Source organism: Streptomyces melanogenes (assembly GCF_014649795.1).
GTDB lineage: Bacteria > Actinomycetota > Actinomycetes > Streptomycetales > Streptomycetaceae > Streptomyces > Streptomyces noboritoensis.
Genome location: NZ_BMTS01000003.1, coordinates 557,281 through 577,704, shown reverse-complemented (window position 1 = coordinate 577,704; position 20,424 = coordinate 557,281). Strand labels below are relative to the sequence as shown.

Here is a 20,424-nt window from a genome sequence, read left to right as displayed (position 1 = left end):
CTGGTCAGCCCGCCTTGCCGTTCCACGCCGGATGCCCGGGGTCGTCGGCACGTACGACCACGTCGGCGCTCTCGGCGGGCCGCACCTCGTCCTCGTACCGCTCGAACGCGGCGAGCGTCCACCGGGCGCCCTCCTCCGTACGCCGCCGCAGCGCGCCCGGTGAGAGGCGGACGTGGACGGTGAGGTCGAAGGGGAACCAGCGGCCCAGCAGCAACGGCCCGTGCACCAGCAGCACTCCTCCCTTCGGGAGGAGTCGGTACCCGCTCCGGGTCGCCCGGTCCGTCACCGGATCCCAGAGGTCGGGCAGCACCCGGCCGCTGCCCCCGTCCTCCAGCGGGTCGAACACCTCCCGCCACAGCGCGGCGGTGTCGAACCAGCCGTCGAAGTACGTGTCCGGGTCCTCGCGCCCGTACTCGTAGCGCAGCGAGGCGGGCCGCAGGAAGCCCTCCGTGGACAGGGCGAGCACCGACCGCCCCCGTATGCGCAGCGCCTCGGCGAGCGACTGCGCCAGCTCACCGGGACGGGCCGCGGGCGCCCCGTCGACGCCGACGCGCAGCCAGGGGGCGTCGCCCTCGGCCTGCGCGTCCACGGCCCGTTCCGCCAGGGCCTCGGTCAGCCGTTCCCACGTGATCGCTTCGAGTCGCACGCCTCCATGATGCGGGCCGCTCCGGCGGGCGCGGCGGCGACCCCGGGGGCACGCAGAGGTTCCGTACAGCCCCTCCTTACGGAGGGTTGGTCACTCGCCCCGCAGCGCCGCCGCGACGGGCCCCTCGCCCGTCACCTCGATCCGCCCGTCCTTGACGCCCTCCTCGACCGTCAGCGCGCCTTCCGCGAGCGCGCGGCAGGTGTCGGCGTCCAGGACGAGCCGGGCGTCGGCGTCCGGCGCGGGCCCGTCGCCGTACACCGCGCCGCCCCCTGCGGATCCGTCGGTCCGGACGTGGAACTCGCCCTCGTCCAGGCGTACGTCGAGGACCGCAGGGGCGTACGGAAGGCGGCGCAGCAGCGGGATCAGCGGGATCGCGAACCAGTGCGCGCGCACGGCGTCGGTGGGCCGCCGCTCGGCGAGCTCCGGCGCGCCCCACGCGGCGAGGGCGGTCAGCACGGGCAGCAACTCGCGTCCGCGCGCGGTCAGTTCGTACACCGTCGCGGCCGCGGGCGGGGGCAGCTTGCGGCGGGTCGCCAGCTCCTCGCGCTCCATGTCCTTGAGCCGGGAGGCGAGCACGTCCGTGGAGACGCCCGGCAGATCCGCGTGCAGATCTGTATAACGACGCGGTCCGGCGAGGAGTTCCCGGACGATCAACAGCGTCCACCGGTCCCCGACGGCATCGAGGGCGCGGGCAGCGGCGCAGTACTGGTCGTAGCTTCGACGGCGTGGCTGACGTGGCATACGACGCAGTCTAGACAAGATGTTGGACTTTCCAAGCTCCAACTTGGTAAAACCAAGTGACGCAGTACGGGCGAGTCACGCCAGAGGGATCTGGGCACCGCGGGAGGGCCACGGCATGGAGTTCCGGCAGTCGAGCAAGCTGAGCGAGGTCTGTTACGAGATCCGCGGCCCGGTGATCGAGCACGCCAACGCGCTGGAGGAGGCGGGCCACAGCGTGCTGCGCCTCAATACCGGCAACCCGGCGCTCTTCGGCTTCGAGGCACCGGAGGAGATCCTCCAGGACATGATCCGGATGCTTCCGCAGGCCCACGGCTACACGGACTCGCGCGGCATCCTGTCGGCCCGCCGCGCCGTCGCCCAGCGCTACCAGGCGATGGGCCTGCCGGACGTCTCCGTCGACGACGTCTTCCTCGGCAACGGCGTCTCCGAACTGGTCTCCATGGCCGTACAGGCACTGCTCGAAGACGGCGACGAAGTCCTCATCCCCGCACCGGACTTCCCCCTGTGGACCGCCGTCACCACGCTCGCCGGCGGCAAGGCCGTCCACTACATCTGCGACGAGTCGGCCGAGTGGTACCCCGACCTCGACGACATGGCGTCGAAGATCACCGACCGCACCAAGGCCGTCGTCATCATCAACCCCAACAACCCCACGGGCGCGGTGTATCCGAAGGAGGTCATCGAGGGCATCCTCGACCTGGCCCGCCGCCACCAGCTGATGGTGTTCGCGGACGAGATCTACGACCAGATCGTCTACGACGACGCCGTCGCCCACACCGCCGCCGCCCTCGCCCCCGACCTGGTCGTCCTCACCTTCAGCGGGCTGTCGAAGACGTACCGCGTGGCCGGGTTCCGCTCCGGCTGGCTGGTCGTCAGCGGCCCCCAGCAGCACGCCAAGAACTACTTGGAGGGGCTCACCATGCTCGCCTCCATGCGGCTGTGCCCCAACGCGCCCGCCCAGTACGCCATCCAGGCCGCGCTCGGCGGCCGCCAGTCCATCAAGGAGCTGACCGCGCCCGGCGGACGGCTGCACGAACAGCGCAACCGGGCCTGGGAGAAGCTGAACGAGATCCCGGGCGTGTCCTGCGTGAAGCCGAAGGGCGCGCTGTACGCGTTCCCCCGGATCGACCCCAAGGTTCACCCGATCGAAGACGACGAGAAGTTCGTCCTTGACCTGCTGCTGCGGGAGAAGATCCAGGTGGTCCAGGGCACGGGCTTCAACTGGCCGCGCCCGGACCACTTCCGCATCCTGACGCTCCCGCACGCGGACGACCTGGACGCGGCGATCAGCCGGATCGGGCGGTTCTTGAGCGGGTACCGGCAGTAGGAGCGTGTACCGGCTGCCCAGGGCGGGGCGCGCGCCCTGGGCAGCCGGTGTCCCTCGCACCCGGTGTATCCCTCGCACCCGGTTTACCCGAACGCGCGCCGAGGGATCGGGAAGGTGGGGGGAAACGGGAGAGGGAGGCGCCCCATTCTCGTCATCGAACCCAGACGGCATCACCGCTGCGCCGAGTGCGACCGGGGCCCCCTCCCCCGGATCGTCCTGGATTCCGGCGCCCCGCGCTGCCTGGACTGCGGGGACCTCGGCCACCTCGTGTTCCTGCCGCGCGGCGACACCGCCCTGACGCGCCGCGCCCGCGAGGAGAGCACGCTCTCGGCCGTCGTGATCCGCTTCAACCGCCGTCGACGCCGGTACGAACGCCAGGGCGTCCTCGTAGAGGAGGCGGCGCTCGCCGTCGCCGAGCAGCGCTGTCTCGCCGACGCGGAGGCCCGCGCGCGCCGGCGCGCCCGCGACGCGCTCCGACGGGCCGCCGAGGACGTCCGCTTCACCGCGGCCCTGGAGGCCGAGATCCTGCGCCTGTTCCCGGGCTGCCCGCCCGAACGGGCCCATCACGTCGCGGTCCACACCTCGGTCCGCGGCAGCGGCCGCGTGGGCCGCAGCGCGGCGGGCCGCGCCCTGGACGAGACCGCGGTAACGGCCGCGCTCCGAGCATCCGTACGCCACCTGGACACGCCTTACGACGAGCTCCTGATGGCCAGGGTGCCGCGCAACCGGGCCCGGGCACGGGTGGCTGCGGGGGTGGAGGCGGTGCTGGCGGGTTGGGCGGACGGGCGGGAACGGTGACACCGGCGCGGCGGCGGCATCACCGTATGACCGCCTCCACCGGGTCCTGCGCCGGTATCCCCCGAGGCCACCAGTCCTCCCGCCCCGGGTCGGACTCGTACGCGTACCAGAGGCCGTCGCGGCCGTAGCGGAGTTGGGTGGTGGGGGTGGAGAGGTGGTTGCGCCAGGGGCGGAAGCCGGGGTGGCCGGCGGCCGTCAGGGCGGGGCGGGCTCGGTCGAACGGGCCCGCCGGGGGGTCCCAGGGTGCCTCCAGGACGGAGAGCGCCGCCAGGCCGCCCTGGCGCCAGGCGGCCACCGCGCGGGCCAGGTCGGTGGGGGTGCGGCCGGTGGCCTGGGACAGGGCGGCGTACAGCGCCCTGGTCGTGGAGGTCACGCCGGAACCCGGGTGCGCAGCCGCCAGGCGGACCGCGTCCTGCCACGGCGAAAGGGACGCGATCGGGTCCTCGCCTGTGGTCAGCAATGCGTGCGCCCGGGCCGCCGCCTCGGTGGCCAGCAGATCGAGCGCGAGCGCGTCGGGGGCGCCCTGGAGGGTGGGGAAGGCCGGCGGATGGCCCGCGCGCGGCGGGGGCGGGAACGGGGGCGGCAGCTCGGGCCGCGAGGCGGCGCGGACGGCCTCGCGGGCGGCGACCGTGGGGAGTTCGGGCGCGGGCGTCTCCCGCTCCACCGCCATCCGGGCGGTGTTGCGGCGGGTGAGCGCGGCGAGCGTCTCCTGCTCGCCCCGGCCGCGCATCAGCAGGAGGACGAACGGGTCCTCGTCGAGGAGCCGGGCCGTCTGGTAGCAGAGCGCCGCCGCGTGCTTGCACGGGTAACCGTCGTCGGGGCAGGAGCAGTCGGGGACCAGGTCGCCGGATGCGGGGAGCAGGTCGACCTGGTCGGCGAGGGTGTGCGGCAGGTCCTTGTCGAGCAGCGCCGCGATGTGGGCGGGGTCCTGGGCGGCCGTGTCCAGGAAGTCCTCCCACGCCTGGTCAGGCAGGGTGCGCAGACGCAGTTCCGTACGGTACGGGCGGGGGCGGGAGCCGTGTACGTACGCGGTGATCCGGCCGGGCGTGACGGTGATCGCGTCGACGTGGCCCGCCTGCGCGTAGGTCCGGCCACGGGCCAGTCGGGCCGGGTCCAGGGCCAGGTCCTCCAGCGCCTCCACCCAGGCGTCGCCCCACCACGTACCCGTCCGCTCCGAACGGGCGCCCAGGGCCGGGAAGGTGCGGCGGCGGTCGTCGTGCCGGGCGGTGGGGAGCGGACTCATACGGGCCTCCTCTCGGGGGCGGGGCGGGGAAGGTGCCTTGTCGGGGGCGCGGTGTGCCCTGTCGGGAGCGCGTGCGGCGGGCAGCGGTGGCCGTTCACGCTCCCCTCCTCAGAGAGATGAGGTCCGCCAGTTCGCGGTCGGTGAGCTCGGTCAGGGCGCTCTCGCCGGAGCCCAGGACCGCGTCGGCCAGGGCGCGCTTCGCCGCGAGCATCTCCGCGATGCGGTCCTCCACGGTGCCCTCGGCGATCAGGCGGTGGACCTGCACCGGCTGGGTCTGGCCGATGCGGTACGCGCGGTCGGTGGCCTGCTCCTCCACGGCCGGGTTCCACCACCGGTCGTAGTGGACGACGTGGCCCGCCCGGGTCAGGTTGAGGCCGGTCCCCGCCGCCTTCAGGGAGAGGATGAAGACGGGGACCTCGCCGGACTGGAACGCGTCCACCAGACGGTCCCGCTCCGCCACCGGCGTTCCGCCGTGCAGGAGTTGGGAGGGGACGCCGCGCGCGGTGAGGTGCGCGGAGAGCAGCCGGGCCATCGCCACGTACTGGGTGAAGACGAGGACCGAGCCGTCCTCCGCGAGGATCGTGTCCAGCAGTTCGTCGAGGAGGGTCAGCTTGCCGGAGCGGGCGTGCAGCCGGGGCGCGGTCTCCTTCAGGTACTGCGCCGGGTGGTTGCAGATCTGCTTCAGGGCCGTCAGGAGCTTCATGATCAGGGCGCGGCGGGTGATGCCCTCGGCCGCCTCGACCCCGGCCATGGCCTCCCGGACGACCGCCTCGTAGAGCGAGGCCTGTTCGCGGGTGAGCGGGACCGGGTGGTCGGTCTCCGTCTTGGGCGGCAGCTCGGGCACGATGCCCGGGTCGGACTTCTTCCTCCGCAGGAGGAAGGGACGGACCAGCCGGGCCAGGCGCTCGGCCGCCTGCGCGTCCTCGCCGTTCTCCACGGCGCGCGCGTGGCGGGCGCGGAACGACTTGAGCGGTCCGAGCAGCCCGGGCGTCGTCCAGTCGAGCAGGGCCCACAGCTCGGAGAGGTTGTTCTCGACGGGGGTGCCGGTGAGGGCGACGCGCGCGGGCGCGGGGACGGTACGCAGGGCCTTGGCCGTCGCCGAGAGAGGGTTCTTGACGTGCTGCGCCTCGTCCGCGACGACCATCCCCCAGGTGTGCGCGGCCAGTTGGGGGGCGCTGCCGCGCATCGTCCCGTACGTGGTGAGGACGAAGCCGCCCGCCACGTCCGCCAGGCTGCGGTCGCTGCCGTGGAAGCGCCGCACGGGAACGCCGGGCGCGAACCGGGCGATCTCGCGCTGCCAGTTGCCGAGCAGCGAGGCCGGGCAGACCACGAGCGTCGGTTCGGGGCGGGCGCGGCGCAGATGGAGGGCGATCACGGTGATCGTCTTGCCCAAGCCCATGTCGTCCGCGAGGCAGCCGCCGAGGCCGAGCGAGGTCATCAGGTCCAGCCAGGCGAGGCCGCGCAGCTGGTAGTCGCGCAGGGTGGCGTCCAGGCCCGGGGGCTGGACGGTGGCCTGCGGACCCTCGGTGAGGCGGTCGCGCAGGACGGCCAGCGCGCCGGCCGGGACCGCCTCGACGATCTCGCCGTCGACCTCGGCGGTGCCGGTGAGCGCGACGGAGAGTGCGTCCACGGGGTCGAGCAGCCCCAGGTCCCGCTTCCTCGCCTTCCGTACGAGCTCGGGGTCGGCCACCACCCACTGGTCGCGCAGCCGCACGATCGGGCGGTGGGCCTCGGCCAGGGTGTCCATCTCCGACTGGCTGAGCGGCTCGCCGCCGAGCGCCAGCTCCCAGTTGAAGGCGAGTAGTTCCCCGGCGTCGAAGAACGCCGTGCCGTCGGTCGCCGAGCCCGGCGCGGGCCGTACGACGGCCGTGGCGCTCAGGGTGCGGGCCAGCTCGCGCGGCCAGTGCACGGCGACCCCCGCCGCGTCCAGGCGGGTCGCGGCCGAGCCCAGCAGGTCGTACAGCTCGCTCTCGGTGAGCGGCAGCACGTCCGGCACCGACCGTTCGAGCAGCAGGCCCAGGGGTGGCCAGACCCGGGCGGCCCGGCGCAGCGCGAGCAGGGCGTCGATCCGCGCGCGCGGGCCGAACGCGTCGGACCGCTCGCCCTCCCACAGGCCCGCCGCGTCGACCACCAGGGTGGGGTCGGCGAGGCTGTGGACCTGGACGATCGCGGAGCCCGCGCGCCGCGCGTCCTCGTCGTGGTCGCTGTCGAACGTCCCGTAGCCGGACAGGTCCAGGCGCAGGGACACCCGTACGCCCGCGTCCATGCCCGCCGCCGCCTCCGCCGCCCACACGCGCGCGCCGGGCAGGTGCTGGGGCTCGGCCGCCGCGAACGCCGGGCCGACCGCATGGGCGGCGGCCGGGGTGCGCGGCAGGCTGTCCGCGACCGCGTCCAGGAAGGCGCGCACCAGCGCCTCCGGGTCGGGCAGCCGCAGCGGGCCGCGGGCCTGCACCGGGACTCCGTACGCCTCGTACGGCATCGCGGCGGCGATGGCCCGGAGCTGGGCGATGTCGTCGGCGTCCAGCGGGCCCGCCCGCCAGGCGTCGTGATCGGTGCCGGTCAGGCCGGGCAGCAGCCTGCCGCGCGCGACCAGGTGCAGGGCGTGCAGCGCGGCGGCGCCCCAGCAGGCGGCCGCCGGGTGCGCGGCGGGGTGGCGCCGGGCCCGGACGAGCAGGGGCAGGGCCTCGGTGACGGGCAGCAGCAGGGCCGCGACGGTGCGCCGCCCGGCGCCGCCGCCGTGGCGCCGCACCACGGTCAGCTCGGTGACCTCACCCGCACCGCCTTGGGGCAGCGGACCGCCCGCCGGGTCCCAGAAGGCGACCTTCCCTTCGCGCGGCAGGCCCGCGGGCAGGAACACCGCGGCGGCGGACACGCCGGGCAGCGGCGCGGGCGCCGTCGTCAGCTCGGGCCATGTCATGTCAGGTCACCTCCCCTCGTGCGTAGGGCCGCGGATCGGCACGCGATCCGCGACTGCCCTACGACCTTACGGGCGGGGTCTGACAATCGGGGTCCGCGGCCTCAGCGCACCCCCTCCCACAAGGCACGTTCCGCCGCTCGCGGGTCCCGGACCAGCTCGGTCGGGGCGTCCGGCGATGCACCGAAGACCATCGTCGTGCGGGTCTCGCAATCGTAGGCGTCCCAGCCCGGGTCGCCGGTCGCCGCGAAGGCCACCCACGCGCCGTGCATCGCATCCGCGAGGTCCTGCGGCGGGCGGTCGCCGAGCATCGGGGCGTACACCGGGTCGCGGAGGTTGTCGAAGACGAAGCCGAGCTCCGCGCTGTGGCAGGCGCCGAGGAGACCGCCGTACTGCGGCGAGCGCCAGGCGAACTCGTACACGTGCGTGCCGGGCACGGACTCGGCGACGCGGAGGGCGGGGATCCGGTAGAACCAGTCGGTCGCGACGGCGTCGAAGATCTCACCGGGGCCGGCGCCGGGGCGGCTCTCGGCGTAGACCGGCAGCGCCTTGTCGGGGTCGAGCCCGTACTCCTCGGTCGTCCCGCGCAGCTTCCGCTCGCTCAGGAGGTGCAGCCGTTCGGTGGGGACCAGGAAGAGGCGGTACTCCTCGCGGTTGCTGCCGACGAGCAGGTCCACCCCGCAGTCGGCGGACGGCAGCGGCAGCGCGTCCAGGACCGGCTCGAAGGGCATCATGTTGAGCACCGCCTCGCCCCACAGCGCCGGGTCCGGGCGGGCGCCCATCTCGGCCCGCAGCCGGGCCTGGGCGGGCAGCAGGTCCCCGAAGGGGACACGGGCGAACGCCTCGGTCAGCGCCGTCCCCGTCGCCTCGATGCCCAGCGCGGCCGCGAGGTGCCCGGTGATCAGGTCGGCCGTGGCGGGCCGCAGGAAGTGGTGGGCGGCGCCGCTCTGCAGGACGGCCCGACGGAACAGCCCACGCACGCGTGGCTGCGCGAGCAGGACGCCGATGCTCATCCCGCCCGCCGACTCGCCGAACACGGTCACCCGGTCCGGGTCGCCGCCGAAGCCCTCGATGTTGTCGCGGACCCACTCCAGGGCGGCGATCTGGTCGAGCAGCCCGCGGTTGTCCGGCCTGTCCGGCAGCCGCAGGAAACCGTCCGTACCGAGGCGGTAGTTGACGTTCACGCAGACGACGCCGTCGCGCGCGAAGGCGGCGCCGTCGTACGCCGGACCCACCCCCGAGCCGTTGGAGAACGCCCCGCCGTGCAGCCAGACCATCACCGGCAGGCCGCCGCCCGGCCCGGGGTGCGGGGTCCACACGCTGAGGTTGAGGCAGTCCTCGCCCTGCCCGCCGTCGGCGTCCGGGATGAGGGCGTCCATGGGCGGGGCGTACGGCGCCCGGGGCGCCGACGGGCCGTGCGCGAACGCGTCCCGTACGCCCTCCCAGGAGGCCGCCGGGGCCGGTTCGCGAAACCGCAGCGGCCCGAACGGCGGTGCCGCGTACGGGATGCCGAGGAAGGACGTCACCGCGGCGCTCCCGGTCCGGCCGCGCACCGCGCCCTGCCGGGTCGTGCACACATGCGTGGCGGGCGGTTCCACCGGCTTGATCGGTTCCATCTGGTTCTCAGACTCCTTCGGCCAGCGTCTCCAGCAGGGCCACGCCGAACTCCTGTGGGCGTTCGACGTGCACCGCGTGCCCTGCTCCGGGCACCGTCACCTCTCGTACCCTGCCGCCCACGCGCGCGTAAAGGGCGAGAACGTGCCGTGTCTGGCTGACCATCGGCTGCGCCGGGGTGCCGTCCCAGCCGGGCACCGCGCCGATCGCGCCCAGGTGGGCGAGGTCGAAGAGCGAGGTGTCGGAGACGATCACATCGTCCTCGCCGCGCACCCAGGTCACCGGCGGTTTCACGGGGAGCGCGGCGAGGGCGGTGTGCAGGTCGTCGAGGCGGAAGTGGGTCGGGGCCAGGCAGTTGAGCACCCCGCGCGTGCCCGGAGCGGTGCCGGGCCAGGCATCGCAGGGCTTGCTGTCGCCGGGGTAGTGATCGTCGCCGAGCCGGGTGCCGAGCATCGCCTCGACGTACTCGTCCTCCCTTTTGAGCCGCAGCGGTGGCTTGACGTAGCAGAGCGCGAGCACGTTGCGGGGCGAGAGCGGAGAGGTCTCGCCCCGGTCACCCTCGGCCAGCAGCCGTACGAAGTCGGGGTTGGCGGTGCCGCCGCCCGAGCCCGCGCCGTCCGGTGAGTTGAGCCGCCCGTCCACGCCCTTGGTGCCCCCGAAGCCGTACGGAGAGACCGGGTTGACCAGTGTCAGCGAGCGCACCGTGGTGGGCCGGTCCCTCATGTGTTGAAGCACCACACCGCCTCCCATGGACCAGCCGACCAAGTGTGCGCGCTCCATATGCAGCGCTTCGAGGAGCGCCATCAAGTCGTCGGCGTAGTCGCGCAGTCCACGGGTCGCGTCGACCGGCAGCGGGTCGGTGCCGCCGAAGCCGCGCAGATCGACGGCGATCGGCCGGTAGCGCTCGGGCAGGGCGAGCATGGCGTCCTGCCAGAAGGCGGAGGAGGACACGTTGCCGTGCACGAAGACGACCGGTTCGCCCGCGTCCCTGGAGGCGTCCTCCAGGATGTGCTGGGTGAGCCGGGCGGTCGGAACCCGGCGGGCGGTGAGCGTGGGCATACGGGCCGTCCTTCGGCTTCGGGACTCTAGAGGCAGTGGTCAGGCCAGCCAGGCGGCGACCTGGGCCTGTGAGGCGCTGTTCCAGCCGAGTTCGAGGTGGTTGGCGCCGGTCACGGTGGCCTTGCCGCCGACGTTGGCGACGCCGGTCGTGTCGAGCGCGCTGGAGACGAAGACGACCCCGTCGCTCGGGCCGCGGTTCTCGTTGTAGATGCCGACGACGGTCGGCGAGCCGCCCGCCAGCAGGTACGTGGGGACGGAGGCGGGGATTCCGGCGCGCTGCAGCGGGACGACCAGCGACCCCGCCTCGATGGCCGGCTGGATGCCGTCACCGGCCGTGTAGAAGCCCTGGCCCCCGTAGTACGTCGTGTACCAGTCCTGGGCCGTCTGGTCGACGCCGTACACGCCGTCCCAGCGGGCCAGCATCTGCCGCTGGCCGGGGTAGTCGTCGTAGCCGCCGGACGGCGTCATGGAGAACTCGGGGTGCGCCGTGTACGTCCCGTAGCAGGTCATCCGGGAGTGCGGGGAGGGCGCGTTGATCTTGCCGCCGCACTCCGGCCAGATCGAGAAGTCGTGGGCCCAGCCGTGGGCGTACGGGTAGTCGAAGCCGCCGTTGGGGCCGCCGAGCGTGATCAGCTTCCGTACGTCACCGGCGTAGCCGCGGCCCCAGGAGGGCTTGAGGGACGAGACGTACGCGCGCGTGGAGAGCTCCCCCTTGCTCCAGCCGACCAGGTCCACCTGGGCGACGCCCAGCTTCGCCTTGATGAGGGCGACGGCGTCGCCGACGGCCTGCGCCTGCATCAGGTTGTCGCCCTGCTTGTGGGCGAAGCCGATGGCGAAGACGCGGTGGCCGCGGCCCGCCAGGTACTGCATCAGGCCGGTCGAGGGGCACGACAGCGCGCCGCAGCCGTAGCCGCCGGACTCGCCGGGGTTGGCCCAGGCCCGGTCGGCGGAGTCGTTGGCGCCGTGCACCAGGAGGACGGGGGTGGGCTTGGTGCCGGTGTTCCAGCCGGGGGCCGAGTAGAGCAGGAAGCGGTCGGAGGTGGGGCGGGCGACGCCACCGAAATAGGTGACGCGGACGCCGTCCTGGTTGCCGCGGCCGTCCGGCGGATAGCCCTCGGAGGCGGCCGCCTGGAAGCCCGGGGTGGTGTCGCGGTAGCGCTCGACCTTCTCCCAGCCGTTGGTGACGGTGCCGGAGCCGTAGGAGGCCTCCTGGGTGAGGTACGGGGGCGGGGCGGCGGTGCTGCCCGCTGCGGCGCCGCTTCCGGCTGTGGCGGTGCCTCCCGCCGTCAGAAGCGCGCCGAGCGCCGCTGTCACGGCGAGCGCCGCCCTCCATCCCCCACGGTGTCTGCTACGCACGTCCGGGCCCCCTCTGCCTAGGCTGATCTGGCTGCGCCCAAGACGCTAGGCAGCCGGTGCACGGGTCGGGGATATGCGCGCGCCACATAACCAGGCCAGCGGATGTGGGGGGCGAGCATGTGCGAGCTGCCAGCCGAAGGCTCGTCGGAGCGGCGTCGCCCGGCCGGCCGCGTACGGGATGCCCGGGTGGCGCGCACCGGGCAGGGTGGCGGTACTGACCGCCGTACCACCGCCGCACACCGTACAGACCGTACAGACGAGGACCGCTCATGTCCGTGCCTGTGTCCCAGCTCGCGCCGCGCCCGCCCGAGCCGTCCCCGTCGGGGCGCTCCACGTGGGCGCGGTCGGCGTCCACCAGGAGGCGGCTCGGCTTCGCCGCCGGGGCGGCGCTGCTCACGCTCGCCACCGCGGCCTGCTCCGGCCTCGGCCGTACGGCGGTCGGCACCTTCTCGTACTCGACCGCGGCGGAGCGGATCGTCAAGATCAGCAGCCCGCCGATCAAGGGCTGCCACCGGATGGCGCCGACGGGCGCCACGGCCGTCCTCAACAACACGCTGGCGGACGTCCGCGTGTACCGGACGCTGGACTGCCGCGGCAAGGAGATGGCGTACATCCCGAGCCGTCTCGGGGACAACATCGCGCCGAACACCCCGCCCTGGCGCAGCTACGCGTTCGTGCACTGACACCGGGCCGGGCGCGTACGGGGCGTACCGATCACAGCTCGAACCGTACGGGGCACGCGGATCACAGCTCGAACCACCCGTGTCCGTGGTACCAGTGCTCGCCCGCGAGCAGATGGCCCGCGACGGCGCGCTCCACGGCGGTGCGCTGGAGCAGCGCCTCCACGGGCAGGTCCGGATCCCCGAAGACGAAGAAGACAGGAAGTCGATCATCCGCTTCGGTGTCCCGATACGGGGTGCGGAACCGGCGCTGGAAGCGGACGATGTTGGACTCCTCGGGCAGATACCTCTGCAACTGCGCGTCGAGCAGCCACGAGTGGCAGACGGCCACCCGGTAGGTCTCCTCGGGGTAGTGGAGCGCGAAGAAGTCCCTGGCCAGCGCGAGCGAGGCGTCGCACGCCCGCGGGGTCAACGGCCCCCGGAAGTCCGGGATATGGATGCTGAGGCAGGCGTCGCCGGGCCCGAGCGGCAGCCCGGCGGCCCCCACCGCCGCACCGGTGCGCTCCCCGAGCCTGGCCCGCTGGAACTGCAACCGCCCCAACTGGTAGAGCTCCCCGCGAAAGTGCGGCCACAGCCAGCGCGGGAAGTCCAGACCGGCGTTCCCGTGGCGCCTGCGGTGAACGGCCATATGGCGTCCGAGGTCGGCGAGGGTGCGGCGGGCGACGACGGCGGGCACGGCGCGTTCGTCGTGGTACGCGCGCGTATGCGGCAGTGCGGCGAGCAGGACGAGGACGGGAAAGAGCCGCCGGACGGCCGCCGATCCCCCCAACCCTTCAGGAATCGCGGGCATTTCAGGCTGAAATCCGACACCGCCGATGTCCCGTACGAGCACTCGAACGGACTCTTCCAGCAGCCCGCCCACCTCCGGATCACGCCCCACCCTCCGCACGATCCCCACGAGTTCATTGATGTCCTCGTGCGGTACGGCGAGGTCGAGCAGCACCTCGGGCAACTCGTCCCCCACCGGCAACAGCGCGTCCTCGTCCACCATGCGCGTCACCCTATGCGGCACCCGGTCACGGGAACCGGGGTTGCCGCCCAACAAGACCCCACCGAACAGCCCGATCCAGCCACCCAGTGGGTAAAATTCCCCTGGAAGAGGCGATGGCGATGCGCACTGGGAGTGAACCCACGACCGCGCGCAGTCCCCTGCGGATGCGGTTCTGGCTGAGCGTCTGGGGCTTGATCTGGGCCCTCGCGGGCACGGCGGGCTTCGCCCTGGAGAACCACCCCGGCTGGATGGCGGCGTGCGCGGCACTCGCCCTGGTGATCACGATCGACCTCGCCATGATCATCCACCACATCCACCAGGGGCCCCACTATCAGCCGGGCCCCGACGTTCCGCCCTATGAGCCGCCTCGGCGGCGTTAGACGCCGTCCACGTCGAACCGCGCCGCTTCCACGTACTCCGGCTTCGGGTCCAGGGCCGCCGCCAGGCGGAAGTGGCGGACCGCCTGGTCGGGGCGGGCCGTGCGTTCGTAGGTGCGGGCCAGGGCGAAGTGGGCGAAGGCGTTGTCCGGCTCGCGCTCCAGGACCAGCTGGAACTCCAGTTCCGCCGCGCGGAGTTGGGCCGCGGCGAAGAACGCGCGGGCGCGCAGGAGGCGGGCCGCGGTGTTCTCGGGGTGGGCCGCGACGACCGAGTCGAGGAGCTTCACCGCGCCGCGAGGGTCACGGGCAGCCAGCAGCTGCTCCGCCGCGCGGAAGTCGATGACGTGCGTTTCCGGGGTGCTCTCGGCCACGGTCGAGTCCTTTCCCTCGCTGCGCGATGACAACGCACTGCCCAGTTCCCATATTCCGTATTCATTCCGCCCGTCACGGAGTGCGAGGCGCGCTCACAGCGCGGCCATCGCCAGGACCAGACCCACGGCCAGTACGGCGGCTCCTGCCGCTACAAACGTACGGTCCAGGCCCGTTCGTTCCCGGCCGAGCAGAATGACCTCGCGCGGGTCGGCCGGGTCGTAGGAGAGGTGCACGCGCGCGCCCGGGGTCAGTGGCTCGCGGCGGGTGGGCAGCACGGGCGACGGCAGCTCCAGGACCCGGCCGTCGGCCGTCTCGTACTGGAGGAGCGGGCGTCCGGACCCGGGCGGGGCGGGCTTGACCAGCGCCCAGGTGGCGGCGCCCGCCGCCGCGATGCGCCGGGTCTCGCGCAGCCCGTACGCACCGGCCAGCAGCGCCACCAGCCCGCCGAAGACCGTGAAACCCGCCAGTACGAAGAGCACATCGGGATCGTAATCCCGGGAGGCGAGGCGGTGCGGGGATTTGAGACTTCCTGCCGGAAGGCCCGCCCTAGCGTGCGGCCGCCCGCTCCAGGAGCTCGCCCCACACCTTCCTGACCTGGGGTTCCAGCGCTTCCAGCGGGCCGTCGTTGTCGATGACCAGGTCCGCCACGGCCAGCCGCTGCTCGCGCGTCGCCTGGGCCGCCATCCTTGCCTCGGCCTCGGGCTTCGCCATGCCGCGCAGCCGCGTCAGCCGGTCCAGCTGAGTGACGGGGGCGGCGTCGACGACCACCACCAGGTCGTACAGGGGGGCCAGACCGTTCTCGGTCAGCAGCGGGACGTCGTGGACCACCACCGAGTCCGGGCCCGCGGCCGCCTCCAGCTCCGCCGAGCGCGCGCCGACGAGCGGGTGGACGATGCCGTTCAGGACCGCGAGCTTCGCGGGGTCGGCGAAGACGATCGCGCCCAGGGCCGGTCGGTCCAGGGTGCCGTCCGCCGTGAGGATCCCGGCGCCGAACGCCTCGACCACCGCCGCCAGCCCCTCGGTTCCGGGCTCGACCACTTCGCGGGCGATCTTGTCGGCGTCGATCAGCACCGCCCCGTACGAGACGAGCATGCGCGACACTTCGCTCTTGCCGGCGCCGATTCCGCCGGTCAGGCCCACCTTCAGCATGAGCGGCAGCCTAAGGGATGCCGCTCATGCCGTCGGTCCCAGGCCCTTCGGGCCGTTACGCCGGGCCATTACAGAGGCCGCCCGGCCGTCAGACGTCTCCCTCGCGCTCCGCGAGGAACCGCTCGAACTCGCGGCCCAGTTCGTCCGCCGACGGCAGGTCCGCCGGTTCGGCGACCAGATTGCCCCGGGTCTCGGCGCCCGCGATCGCGTCGTACTGGTGCTCAAGTCCCTGCACGAGCGTGACGAGTTCCTCGTCGCCCTCGCCGATCTGACGCTCGATCTCCGTCTGGGTGCGCTGCGCCTCGGTCCGCAGGCCGTGCGCGATGCTCGGCAGCACCAGACCGGTGGCCGCCGTGATCGCCTCCAGGGCGGTCAGCGCCGCGTCCGGGTAGGCCGACCGCGCCACGTAGTGCGGGACGTGCGTGGCCACGCCGAGGACGTCGTGTCCGGCTTCCATCAGCCGGTACTCGATCAACGACTCGGCGCTGCCGGGCACTTGCGCCTCGTCGAAGGGCGAGCGGTGACCCGGCATCAGGTCCGTGCGGTTGCCGTGCGGCGTGATGCCGACGGGGCGGGTGTGCGGAACGCCCATCGGAATGCCGTGGAAGTTGACCGAAAGGCGCACGCCGAGGCGCTCGACGATCTGCCGTACGGCGACGGCGAAACGCTCCCACTCCACGTCCGGCTCGGGGCCCGACATCAGCAGGAACGGCGCGCCCGTGGCGTCCTGCACCAGGCGCACCTCGATCGCGGGGGTCTCGAAGTCCGTCCAGCGGTCCCGCTTGAAGGTCAGCAGCGGCCGGCGGGCGCGGTAGTCGACAAGTCTGTCGTGGTCGAAACGCGCCACCACCTGGTGGGGCAGGCTGTCCAGCAGCTTCCCGACGATCTGCTCGCCGGTCTCACCCGCATCGATGTATCCGTCGAAGTGGTACAGCATGACCAGGCCGGCCGACTCCTGCGCGAGCGCCATGTCGACGACTGCGAGGCCCTTCGGCTCCCATTCGTACAAACCCTGCGGATCAAGCACGATTACCGCTCCTCCTCGTGTTCGTAGGGAAGAACGCCCCCTCGGACAGCGGCATTCCCGCGCGCGTGCGTTTCACATGCTGTTCTCACAACGGCCGGAACGGGCCCCCGCCCGGCCCGGTCCGCCGTTTCCGGCCACTGGTCCGGACCTTGACATGCCCACGCACCCTTCCTACCGTCACCTGACGGCACGCGGTTCAGAAACGCGTCCAGCGTTCAGGTAAGAGAACTTCTCGTGTATGAGAACGGTTGCCCCACCTCGACCCGGAGGACCACCCATGCGTAACCGCCCGCTGCTCGCCTCCCTGCTCACCGGCGTCCTCGCCACCGGTGGACTCGCTCTCGCCGCCGCATCCGCCGACGCGTCGGCCACCGTCGTCGACGTGTCCACGGCCGCCCAGCTGAAGTCCGCGCTGACCGCCGCCCACCCCGGCGACACCATCCGGCTCGCGGACGGCACGTACACCGGCAACTTCAAGACGACCGCGGCCGGGACCTCGTCGGCGCGGATCACCCTCACGGGCTCGCCGAAGGCCGTGCTCAAGGCGAGCGGCGGTTACGGCCTGTACCTCAACGGGGCCTCGTACTGGACGGTCCAGGGCCTCACCGTCACCGGTGGCCAGAAGGGGATCATGATGGACGCGGCGAGCGGTGTCGTCATCGACTCGGTGACCGTGCACGGCCTCGCCATGGAGGGCGTCCACTTCCGCAAGTCCAGCAAGAACGGCGTCATCAAGAACTCGCGCGTCTACGACACCGGCCGGGACGGCTCGGGCATGGGCGAGGGCGTGTACGTCGGCACGGCCGGCGACCTCTCCGACAAGAGCGACCAGGTGCAGGTACTCGACAACACCATCGGCCCGGGGGTCGGCGGCGAGAACGTCGACATAAAAGAAGGCACCACCGGGGCCAGGATCGCCGGCAACCACTTCGACGGCAGCGGGCTGACCAACGCCAACTACGACGACTCCTGGGTCGACGTGAAGGGCAACAAGGTCGTGGTCGAGGGCAACACCGGCGTCCACACCCTGAACAACGGCTACGAGACGCACACCCAGCAGTCCGGCTGGGGCTGCGGCACCGTCTTCCGGTCCAACAAGTCGGATCTGAGCGACTCCCCCGGCTCGCTGCGGCTCGCCATCAACGTGACCAACTACAGCGCGAACGGCTGCCCGGCCACCGTCTACAGCAGCAACACCGTCACCGGCGGAAAGGGGCTGACCAACATCCCGGTCACCCCGTGACGGCCGTCCGCCCCGGAGAACGATGTAAGGCCCGCCCCCCAATGGGGAGCGGGCCTTACATTTCGGCTATCTACCGACCGGGGTCAGAGCGTCAGCTCTGGCCGCCCGCCAGCTTCTCGCGCAGGGCAGCCAGGGCCTCGTCCGACGCCAGGGCGCCGGAGTTGTCGTCCGACTCCGAGGAGTACGAACCACCCGAGATGCCGGCACCGGCGTTGCCACCGGCGGCCGGGGCGGCAGCGCCCTCGGCAGCGGCGGCCTCGTCGGCCTCGCGGGACTTGATGACCTGGGCCTGGTGCTGCTCGAAGCGCTGCTGCGCCTCGGCGTACTGGCCCTCCCACGCCTCGCGCTGGGTCTCGTAGCCCTCGAGCCAGTCGTTGGTCTCGGGGTCGAAGCCCTCGGGGTAGATGTAGTTGCCCTGGTCGTCGTAGGACGCGGCCATGCCGTACAGGGTCGGGTCGAACTCGACCGACGCCGGGTCGGCACCGAAGGACTCGTTGGCCTGCTTCAGGGACAGCGAGATCCGGCGACGCTCGAGGTCGATGTCGATGACCTTGACGAAGATCTCGTCGTTGACCTGGACGACCTGCTCCGGGATCTCCACGTGGCGCTCGGCCAGCTCGGAGATGTGGACCAGGCCCTCGATGCCCTCGTCGACGCGCACGAACGCACCGAACGGAACGAGCTTGGTGACCTTACCCGGGACGACCTGACCGATCTGGTGCGTACGGGCGAACTGCTGCCACGGGTCCTCCTGCGTCGCCTTCAGCGACAGGGAGACACGCTCGCGGTCCATGTCGACGTCGAGGACCTCGACGGTGACTTCCTGGCCGACCTCGACAACCTCGGACGGGTGGTCGATGTGCTTCCAGGACAGCTCGGAGACGTGGACGAGACCGTCGACGCCACCCAGGTCCACGAAGGCACCGAAGTTGACGATCGAGGAAACGACGCCGGAGCGGACCTGACCCTTCTGGAGGGTGGTGAGGAACGTCTGACGGACCTCGGACTGGGTCTGCTCCAGCCAGGCACGGCGGGACAGGACCACGTTGTTGCGGTTCTTGTCCAGCTCGATGATCTTCGCCTCGAGCTCCTTGCCCACGTAGGGCTGGAGGTCGCGGACACGGCGCATCTCGACGAGGGAGGCCGGCAGGAAGCCACGGAGGCCGATGTCGAGGATGAGACCACCCTTGACGACCTCGATGACGGTGCCGGTGACGATGCCGTCCTCTTCCTTGATCTTCTCGATGGTGCCCCAAGCACGCTCGTACTGAGCGCGCTTCTTCGAGAGGATCAGGCGGCCTTCCTTGTCCTCCTTCTGGAGAACCAGGGCCTCGATCTCGTCGCCGACCTTGACGACCTCGTTCGGGTCGACGTCGTGCTTGATCGAGAGCTCGCGGCTCGGGATGACACCTTCGGTCTTGTAACCGATGTCGAGCAGGACCTCGTCCCGGTCGACCTTCACGATGACGCCGTCGACGATGTCGCCGTCGTTGAAGTACTTGATCGTCTCGTCGATCGCGGCGAGGAAGGCTTCCTCGTTACCGATGTCGTTGACCGCAACCTGCGGGGTGGTGGCGGTGGTCTCGGTGCTGCTCGTCATGTGGGAAAGGGCTCCGGTTACGGACAGAAAGTCGTAGGTACTGCCACGCCGAGAGCCCGTATCGCCTCTGCAGAAGCCGGACAGCCTGGGAAGCACCAATCCGGGTCGGTCCGGATGGCGCCTCGAGAACCGAGGGGACATACAACAGATGGAAGCGCGCCTGCTACGTCTGAGGTGCGCAGGCTCGCAGCGCAACTTGTAGCATACGGGGGCAGCCGGACACGGTCAATGCGCGAAGGCGCACACCCGGGGCGGATCCCCGCATTCCCGGCACAACTCAGGTTCTCCGAGGCCACGCAGGCCCATGTCGACCCAAGCAGAACGAGGCGACGCAACCGCGCTCGCGCTTCTGCGCAAACTACAACGACGGGCACGATGATCCAAGAGTACGAGGCCGAATACGAGCCCGACGCGACGCGGCGTGACGCCGACGACGCGGAGAGCAGCCGGGCCAGCCGCGGCTGGTGGGACCGGAACGCCGACGAGTACCAGACCGACCACGGAGCGTTCCTGGGGGACGACCGTTTCGTCTGGGGTCCCGAGGGACTGGACGAGGCGGACGCGGCCCTGCTCGGCCCCGTGCAGTCCCTCAAGGGACTGGACGTCCTGGAGATCGGTGCCGGGGCGGCCCAGTGCTCGCGCTGGCTGGCCGCCCAGGGCGCCCGGCCGGTCGCCCTGGACCTCTCACACCGCCAGCTCCAGCACGCGCTGCGCATCGACGGCGGGGCGGTTCCGCTGGTGGAGGCGGACGCGGGGGCGCTCCCGTTCGCGGACGGCTCCTTCGACCTGGCGTGCTCCGCGTACGGGGCGGTCCCCTTCGTGTCCGACCCGGTGCGGGTATTCCGCGAGGTACGACGGGTACTGCGGCCCGGCGGGCGCTGGGTCTTCAGCGTCACCCACCCCATCCGCTGGGCGTTCCCGGACGAGCCGGGCCCGGAGGGGCTGAGCGTGGCCGCGTCCTACTTCGACCGCACGCCGTACGTAGAGCAGGACGAGGCCGGGCAAGCGGTGTACGTCGAGCACCACCGGACGCTGGGCGACCGGGTGCGGGACGTGGTGGCCGGCGGCTTCCGGCTGGTGGACCTGGTCGAGCCGGAGTGGCCCGCCTGGAACACGCAGGAGTGGGGCGGCTGGTCCCCGCTGCGGGGCAATCTGATTCCGGGCACGGCGATTTTCGTGTGCGAGCGGGATTAGGCCGTACGGGGGCGGGCGCGGGGGGGGGTAGGGGGCAGCGGGGGTTAGACGGCGGGCTTGAGATGGCCGCCAAGGTCGGCCGCCCCGGCAGAG

General features: G+C 72.2%; 19 protein-coding genes. 6 read left to right on the top strand and 13 right to left on the bottom strand.

Going from position 1 to position 20,424, the window contains the following annotated elements:
* Nucleotides 1-4: 4 nt before the first annotated feature.
* Both IE252_RS09650 and IE252_RS09645 read right to left on the bottom strand, forming a co-directional pair.
* The gene (locus IE252_RS09650) at nt 5-646 is read right to left on the bottom strand and encodes a nucleoside/nucleotide kinase family protein (RefSeq protein ID WP_190088892.1); all 642 of its coding nucleotides are present in this window, start codon (nt 644-646) and stop codon (nt 5-7) included.
* Nucleotides 647-736: 90 nt separating this feature from the next.
* The gene (locus tag IE252_RS09645; protein WP_190088891.1) at nt 737-1,387 is read right to left on the bottom strand and encodes a winged helix-turn-helix transcriptional regulator; all 651 of its coding nucleotides are present in this window, start codon (nt 1,385-1,387) and stop codon (nt 737-739) included.
* A gap of 115 nt (nt 1,388-1,502) precedes the next feature.
* On the opposite strand from IE252_RS09645, the gene IE252_RS09640 reads away from it, so the two are divergent.
* Both IE252_RS09640 and IE252_RS09635 read left to right on the top strand, forming a co-directional pair.
* Nucleotides 1,503-2,714 carry a pyridoxal phosphate-dependent aminotransferase gene (locus IE252_RS09640; protein WP_190088890.1) on the top strand — a complete coding sequence of 404 codons (1,212 nt, stop codon included), beginning with the start codon at nt 1,503-1,505 and terminating at the stop codon, nt 2,712-2,714.
* A 114-nt stretch (nt 2,715-2,828) separates the two neighbouring features.
* Nucleotides 2,829-3,512 (top strand): DUF2293 domain-containing protein, encoded by a 684-nt coding sequence (locus tag IE252_RS09635; protein WP_190088889.1) that lies wholly within the window; start codon nt 2,829-2,831, stop codon nt 3,510-3,512.
* A gap of 19 nt (nt 3,513-3,531) precedes the next feature.
* On the opposite strand, the gene IE252_RS09630 is transcribed toward IE252_RS09635, so the two are convergent.
* From IE252_RS09630 to IE252_RS09610, 5 genes are all read right to left on the bottom strand, one after another.
* A complete protein-coding gene (locus tag IE252_RS09630) occupies nt 3,532-4,755 on the bottom strand; it encodes an SWIM zinc finger family protein (RefSeq protein ID WP_190088888.1) in 1,224 nt (407 codons plus the stop codon).
* A 94-nt stretch (nt 4,756-4,849) separates the two neighbouring features.
* Nucleotides 4,850-7,672 carry an SCO1167/SCO6262 family helicase gene (locus tag IE252_RS09625; RefSeq protein WP_190088887.1) on the bottom strand — a complete coding sequence of 941 codons (2,823 nt, stop codon included), beginning with the start codon at nt 7,670-7,672 and terminating at the stop codon, nt 4,850-4,852.
* A gap of 101 nt (nt 7,673-7,773) precedes the next feature.
* Entirely contained in the window at nt 7,774-9,285 is a 1,512-nt protein-coding gene (locus IE252_RS09620; protein WP_190088886.1) for a carboxylesterase/lipase family protein, read from the bottom strand.
* A 7-nt stretch (nt 9,286-9,292) separates the two neighbouring features.
* Nucleotides 9,293-10,342, bottom strand: a complete 1,050-nt coding sequence (locus IE252_RS09615; RefSeq protein WP_190088885.1) for an alpha/beta fold hydrolase — start codon at nt 10,340-10,342, stop codon at nt 9,293-9,295.
* 39 nt (nt 10,343-10,381) lie between these two features.
* Nucleotides 10,382-11,656 (bottom strand): esterase/lipase family protein, encoded by a 1,275-nt coding sequence (locus IE252_RS09610; protein WP_190088884.1) that lies wholly within the window; start codon nt 11,654-11,656, stop codon nt 10,382-10,384.
* Between the two features lie 311 nt (nt 11,657-11,967).
* Here IE252_RS09610 and IE252_RS09605 point away from each other — a divergent pair, with 311 nt between their 5' ends.
* A complete protein-coding gene (locus IE252_RS09605; RefSeq protein WP_229848142.1) occupies nt 11,968-12,381 on the top strand; it encodes a hypothetical protein in 414 nt (137 codons plus the stop codon).
* 61 nt (nt 12,382-12,442) lie between these two features.
* On the opposite strand, the gene IE252_RS09600 is transcribed toward IE252_RS09605, so the two are convergent.
* Complete coding sequence (locus tag IE252_RS09600; RefSeq protein ID WP_190088994.1) at nt 12,443-13,351, bottom strand: acyltransferase domain-containing protein; 909 nt, start codon at nt 13,349-13,351, stop codon at nt 12,443-12,445.
* 137 nt (nt 13,352-13,488) lie between these two features.
* On the opposite strand from IE252_RS09600, the gene IE252_RS09595 reads away from it, so the two are divergent.
* The gene (locus IE252_RS09595; protein ID WP_190088883.1) at nt 13,489-13,749 is read left to right on the top strand and encodes a DUF6343 family protein; all 261 of its coding nucleotides are present in this window, start codon (nt 13,489-13,491) and stop codon (nt 13,747-13,749) included.
* Here the strand turns inward: IE252_RS09595 and IE252_RS09590 are convergent.
* The 4 genes from IE252_RS09590 to IE252_RS09575 form a co-directional block, all read right to left on the bottom strand.
* Nucleotides 13,746-14,117, bottom strand: a complete 372-nt coding sequence (locus tag IE252_RS09590) for a tetratricopeptide repeat protein (protein WP_190088882.1) — start codon at nt 14,115-14,117, stop codon at nt 13,746-13,748. The genes IE252_RS09595 and IE252_RS09590 overlap by 4 nt on opposite strands.
* 93 nt (nt 14,118-14,210) lie before the next feature.
* The gene (locus IE252_RS09585; protein ID WP_190088881.1) at nt 14,211-14,597 is read right to left on the bottom strand and encodes a DUF3592 domain-containing protein; all 387 of its coding nucleotides are present in this window, start codon (nt 14,595-14,597) and stop codon (nt 14,211-14,213) included.
* Nucleotides 14,598-14,664: 67 nt separating this feature from the next.
* The gene (coaE, locus tag IE252_RS09580; RefSeq protein WP_190088880.1) at nt 14,665-15,267 is read right to left on the bottom strand and encodes a dephospho-CoA kinase; all 603 of its coding nucleotides are present in this window, start codon (nt 15,265-15,267) and stop codon (nt 14,665-14,667) included.
* Nucleotides 15,268-15,355: 88 nt separating this feature from the next.
* The gene (locus IE252_RS09575; RefSeq protein ID WP_373298536.1) at nt 15,356-16,237 is read right to left on the bottom strand and encodes a PAC2 family protein; all 882 of its coding nucleotides are present in this window, start codon (nt 16,235-16,237) and stop codon (nt 15,356-15,358) included.
* 334 nt (nt 16,238-16,571) lie between these two features.
* On the opposite strand from IE252_RS09575, the gene IE252_RS09570 reads away from it, so the two are divergent.
* Nucleotides 16,572-17,537 (top strand): right-handed parallel beta-helix repeat-containing protein, encoded by a 966-nt coding sequence (locus IE252_RS09570; protein WP_190088879.1) that lies wholly within the window; start codon nt 16,572-16,574, stop codon nt 17,535-17,537.
* A gap of 91 nt (nt 17,538-17,628) precedes the next feature.
* Here IE252_RS09570 and rpsA read toward each other — a convergent pair whose 3' ends face one another.
* Nucleotides 17,629-19,137 carry a 30S ribosomal protein S1 gene (gene rpsA, locus IE252_RS09565; protein ID WP_101387822.1) on the bottom strand — a complete coding sequence of 503 codons (1,509 nt, stop codon included), beginning with the start codon at nt 19,135-19,137 and terminating at the stop codon, nt 17,629-17,631.
* A gap of 375 nt (nt 19,138-19,512) precedes the next feature.
* Here rpsA and IE252_RS09560 point away from each other — a divergent pair, with 375 nt between their 5' ends.
* On the top strand, nt 19,513-20,331 hold the full coding sequence (locus IE252_RS09560; protein WP_190088878.1) for a class I SAM-dependent methyltransferase: 819 nt from the start codon (nt 19,513-19,515) through the stop codon (nt 20,329-20,331).
* The last annotated feature ends 93 nt before the right edge of the window (nt 20,332-20,424 follow it).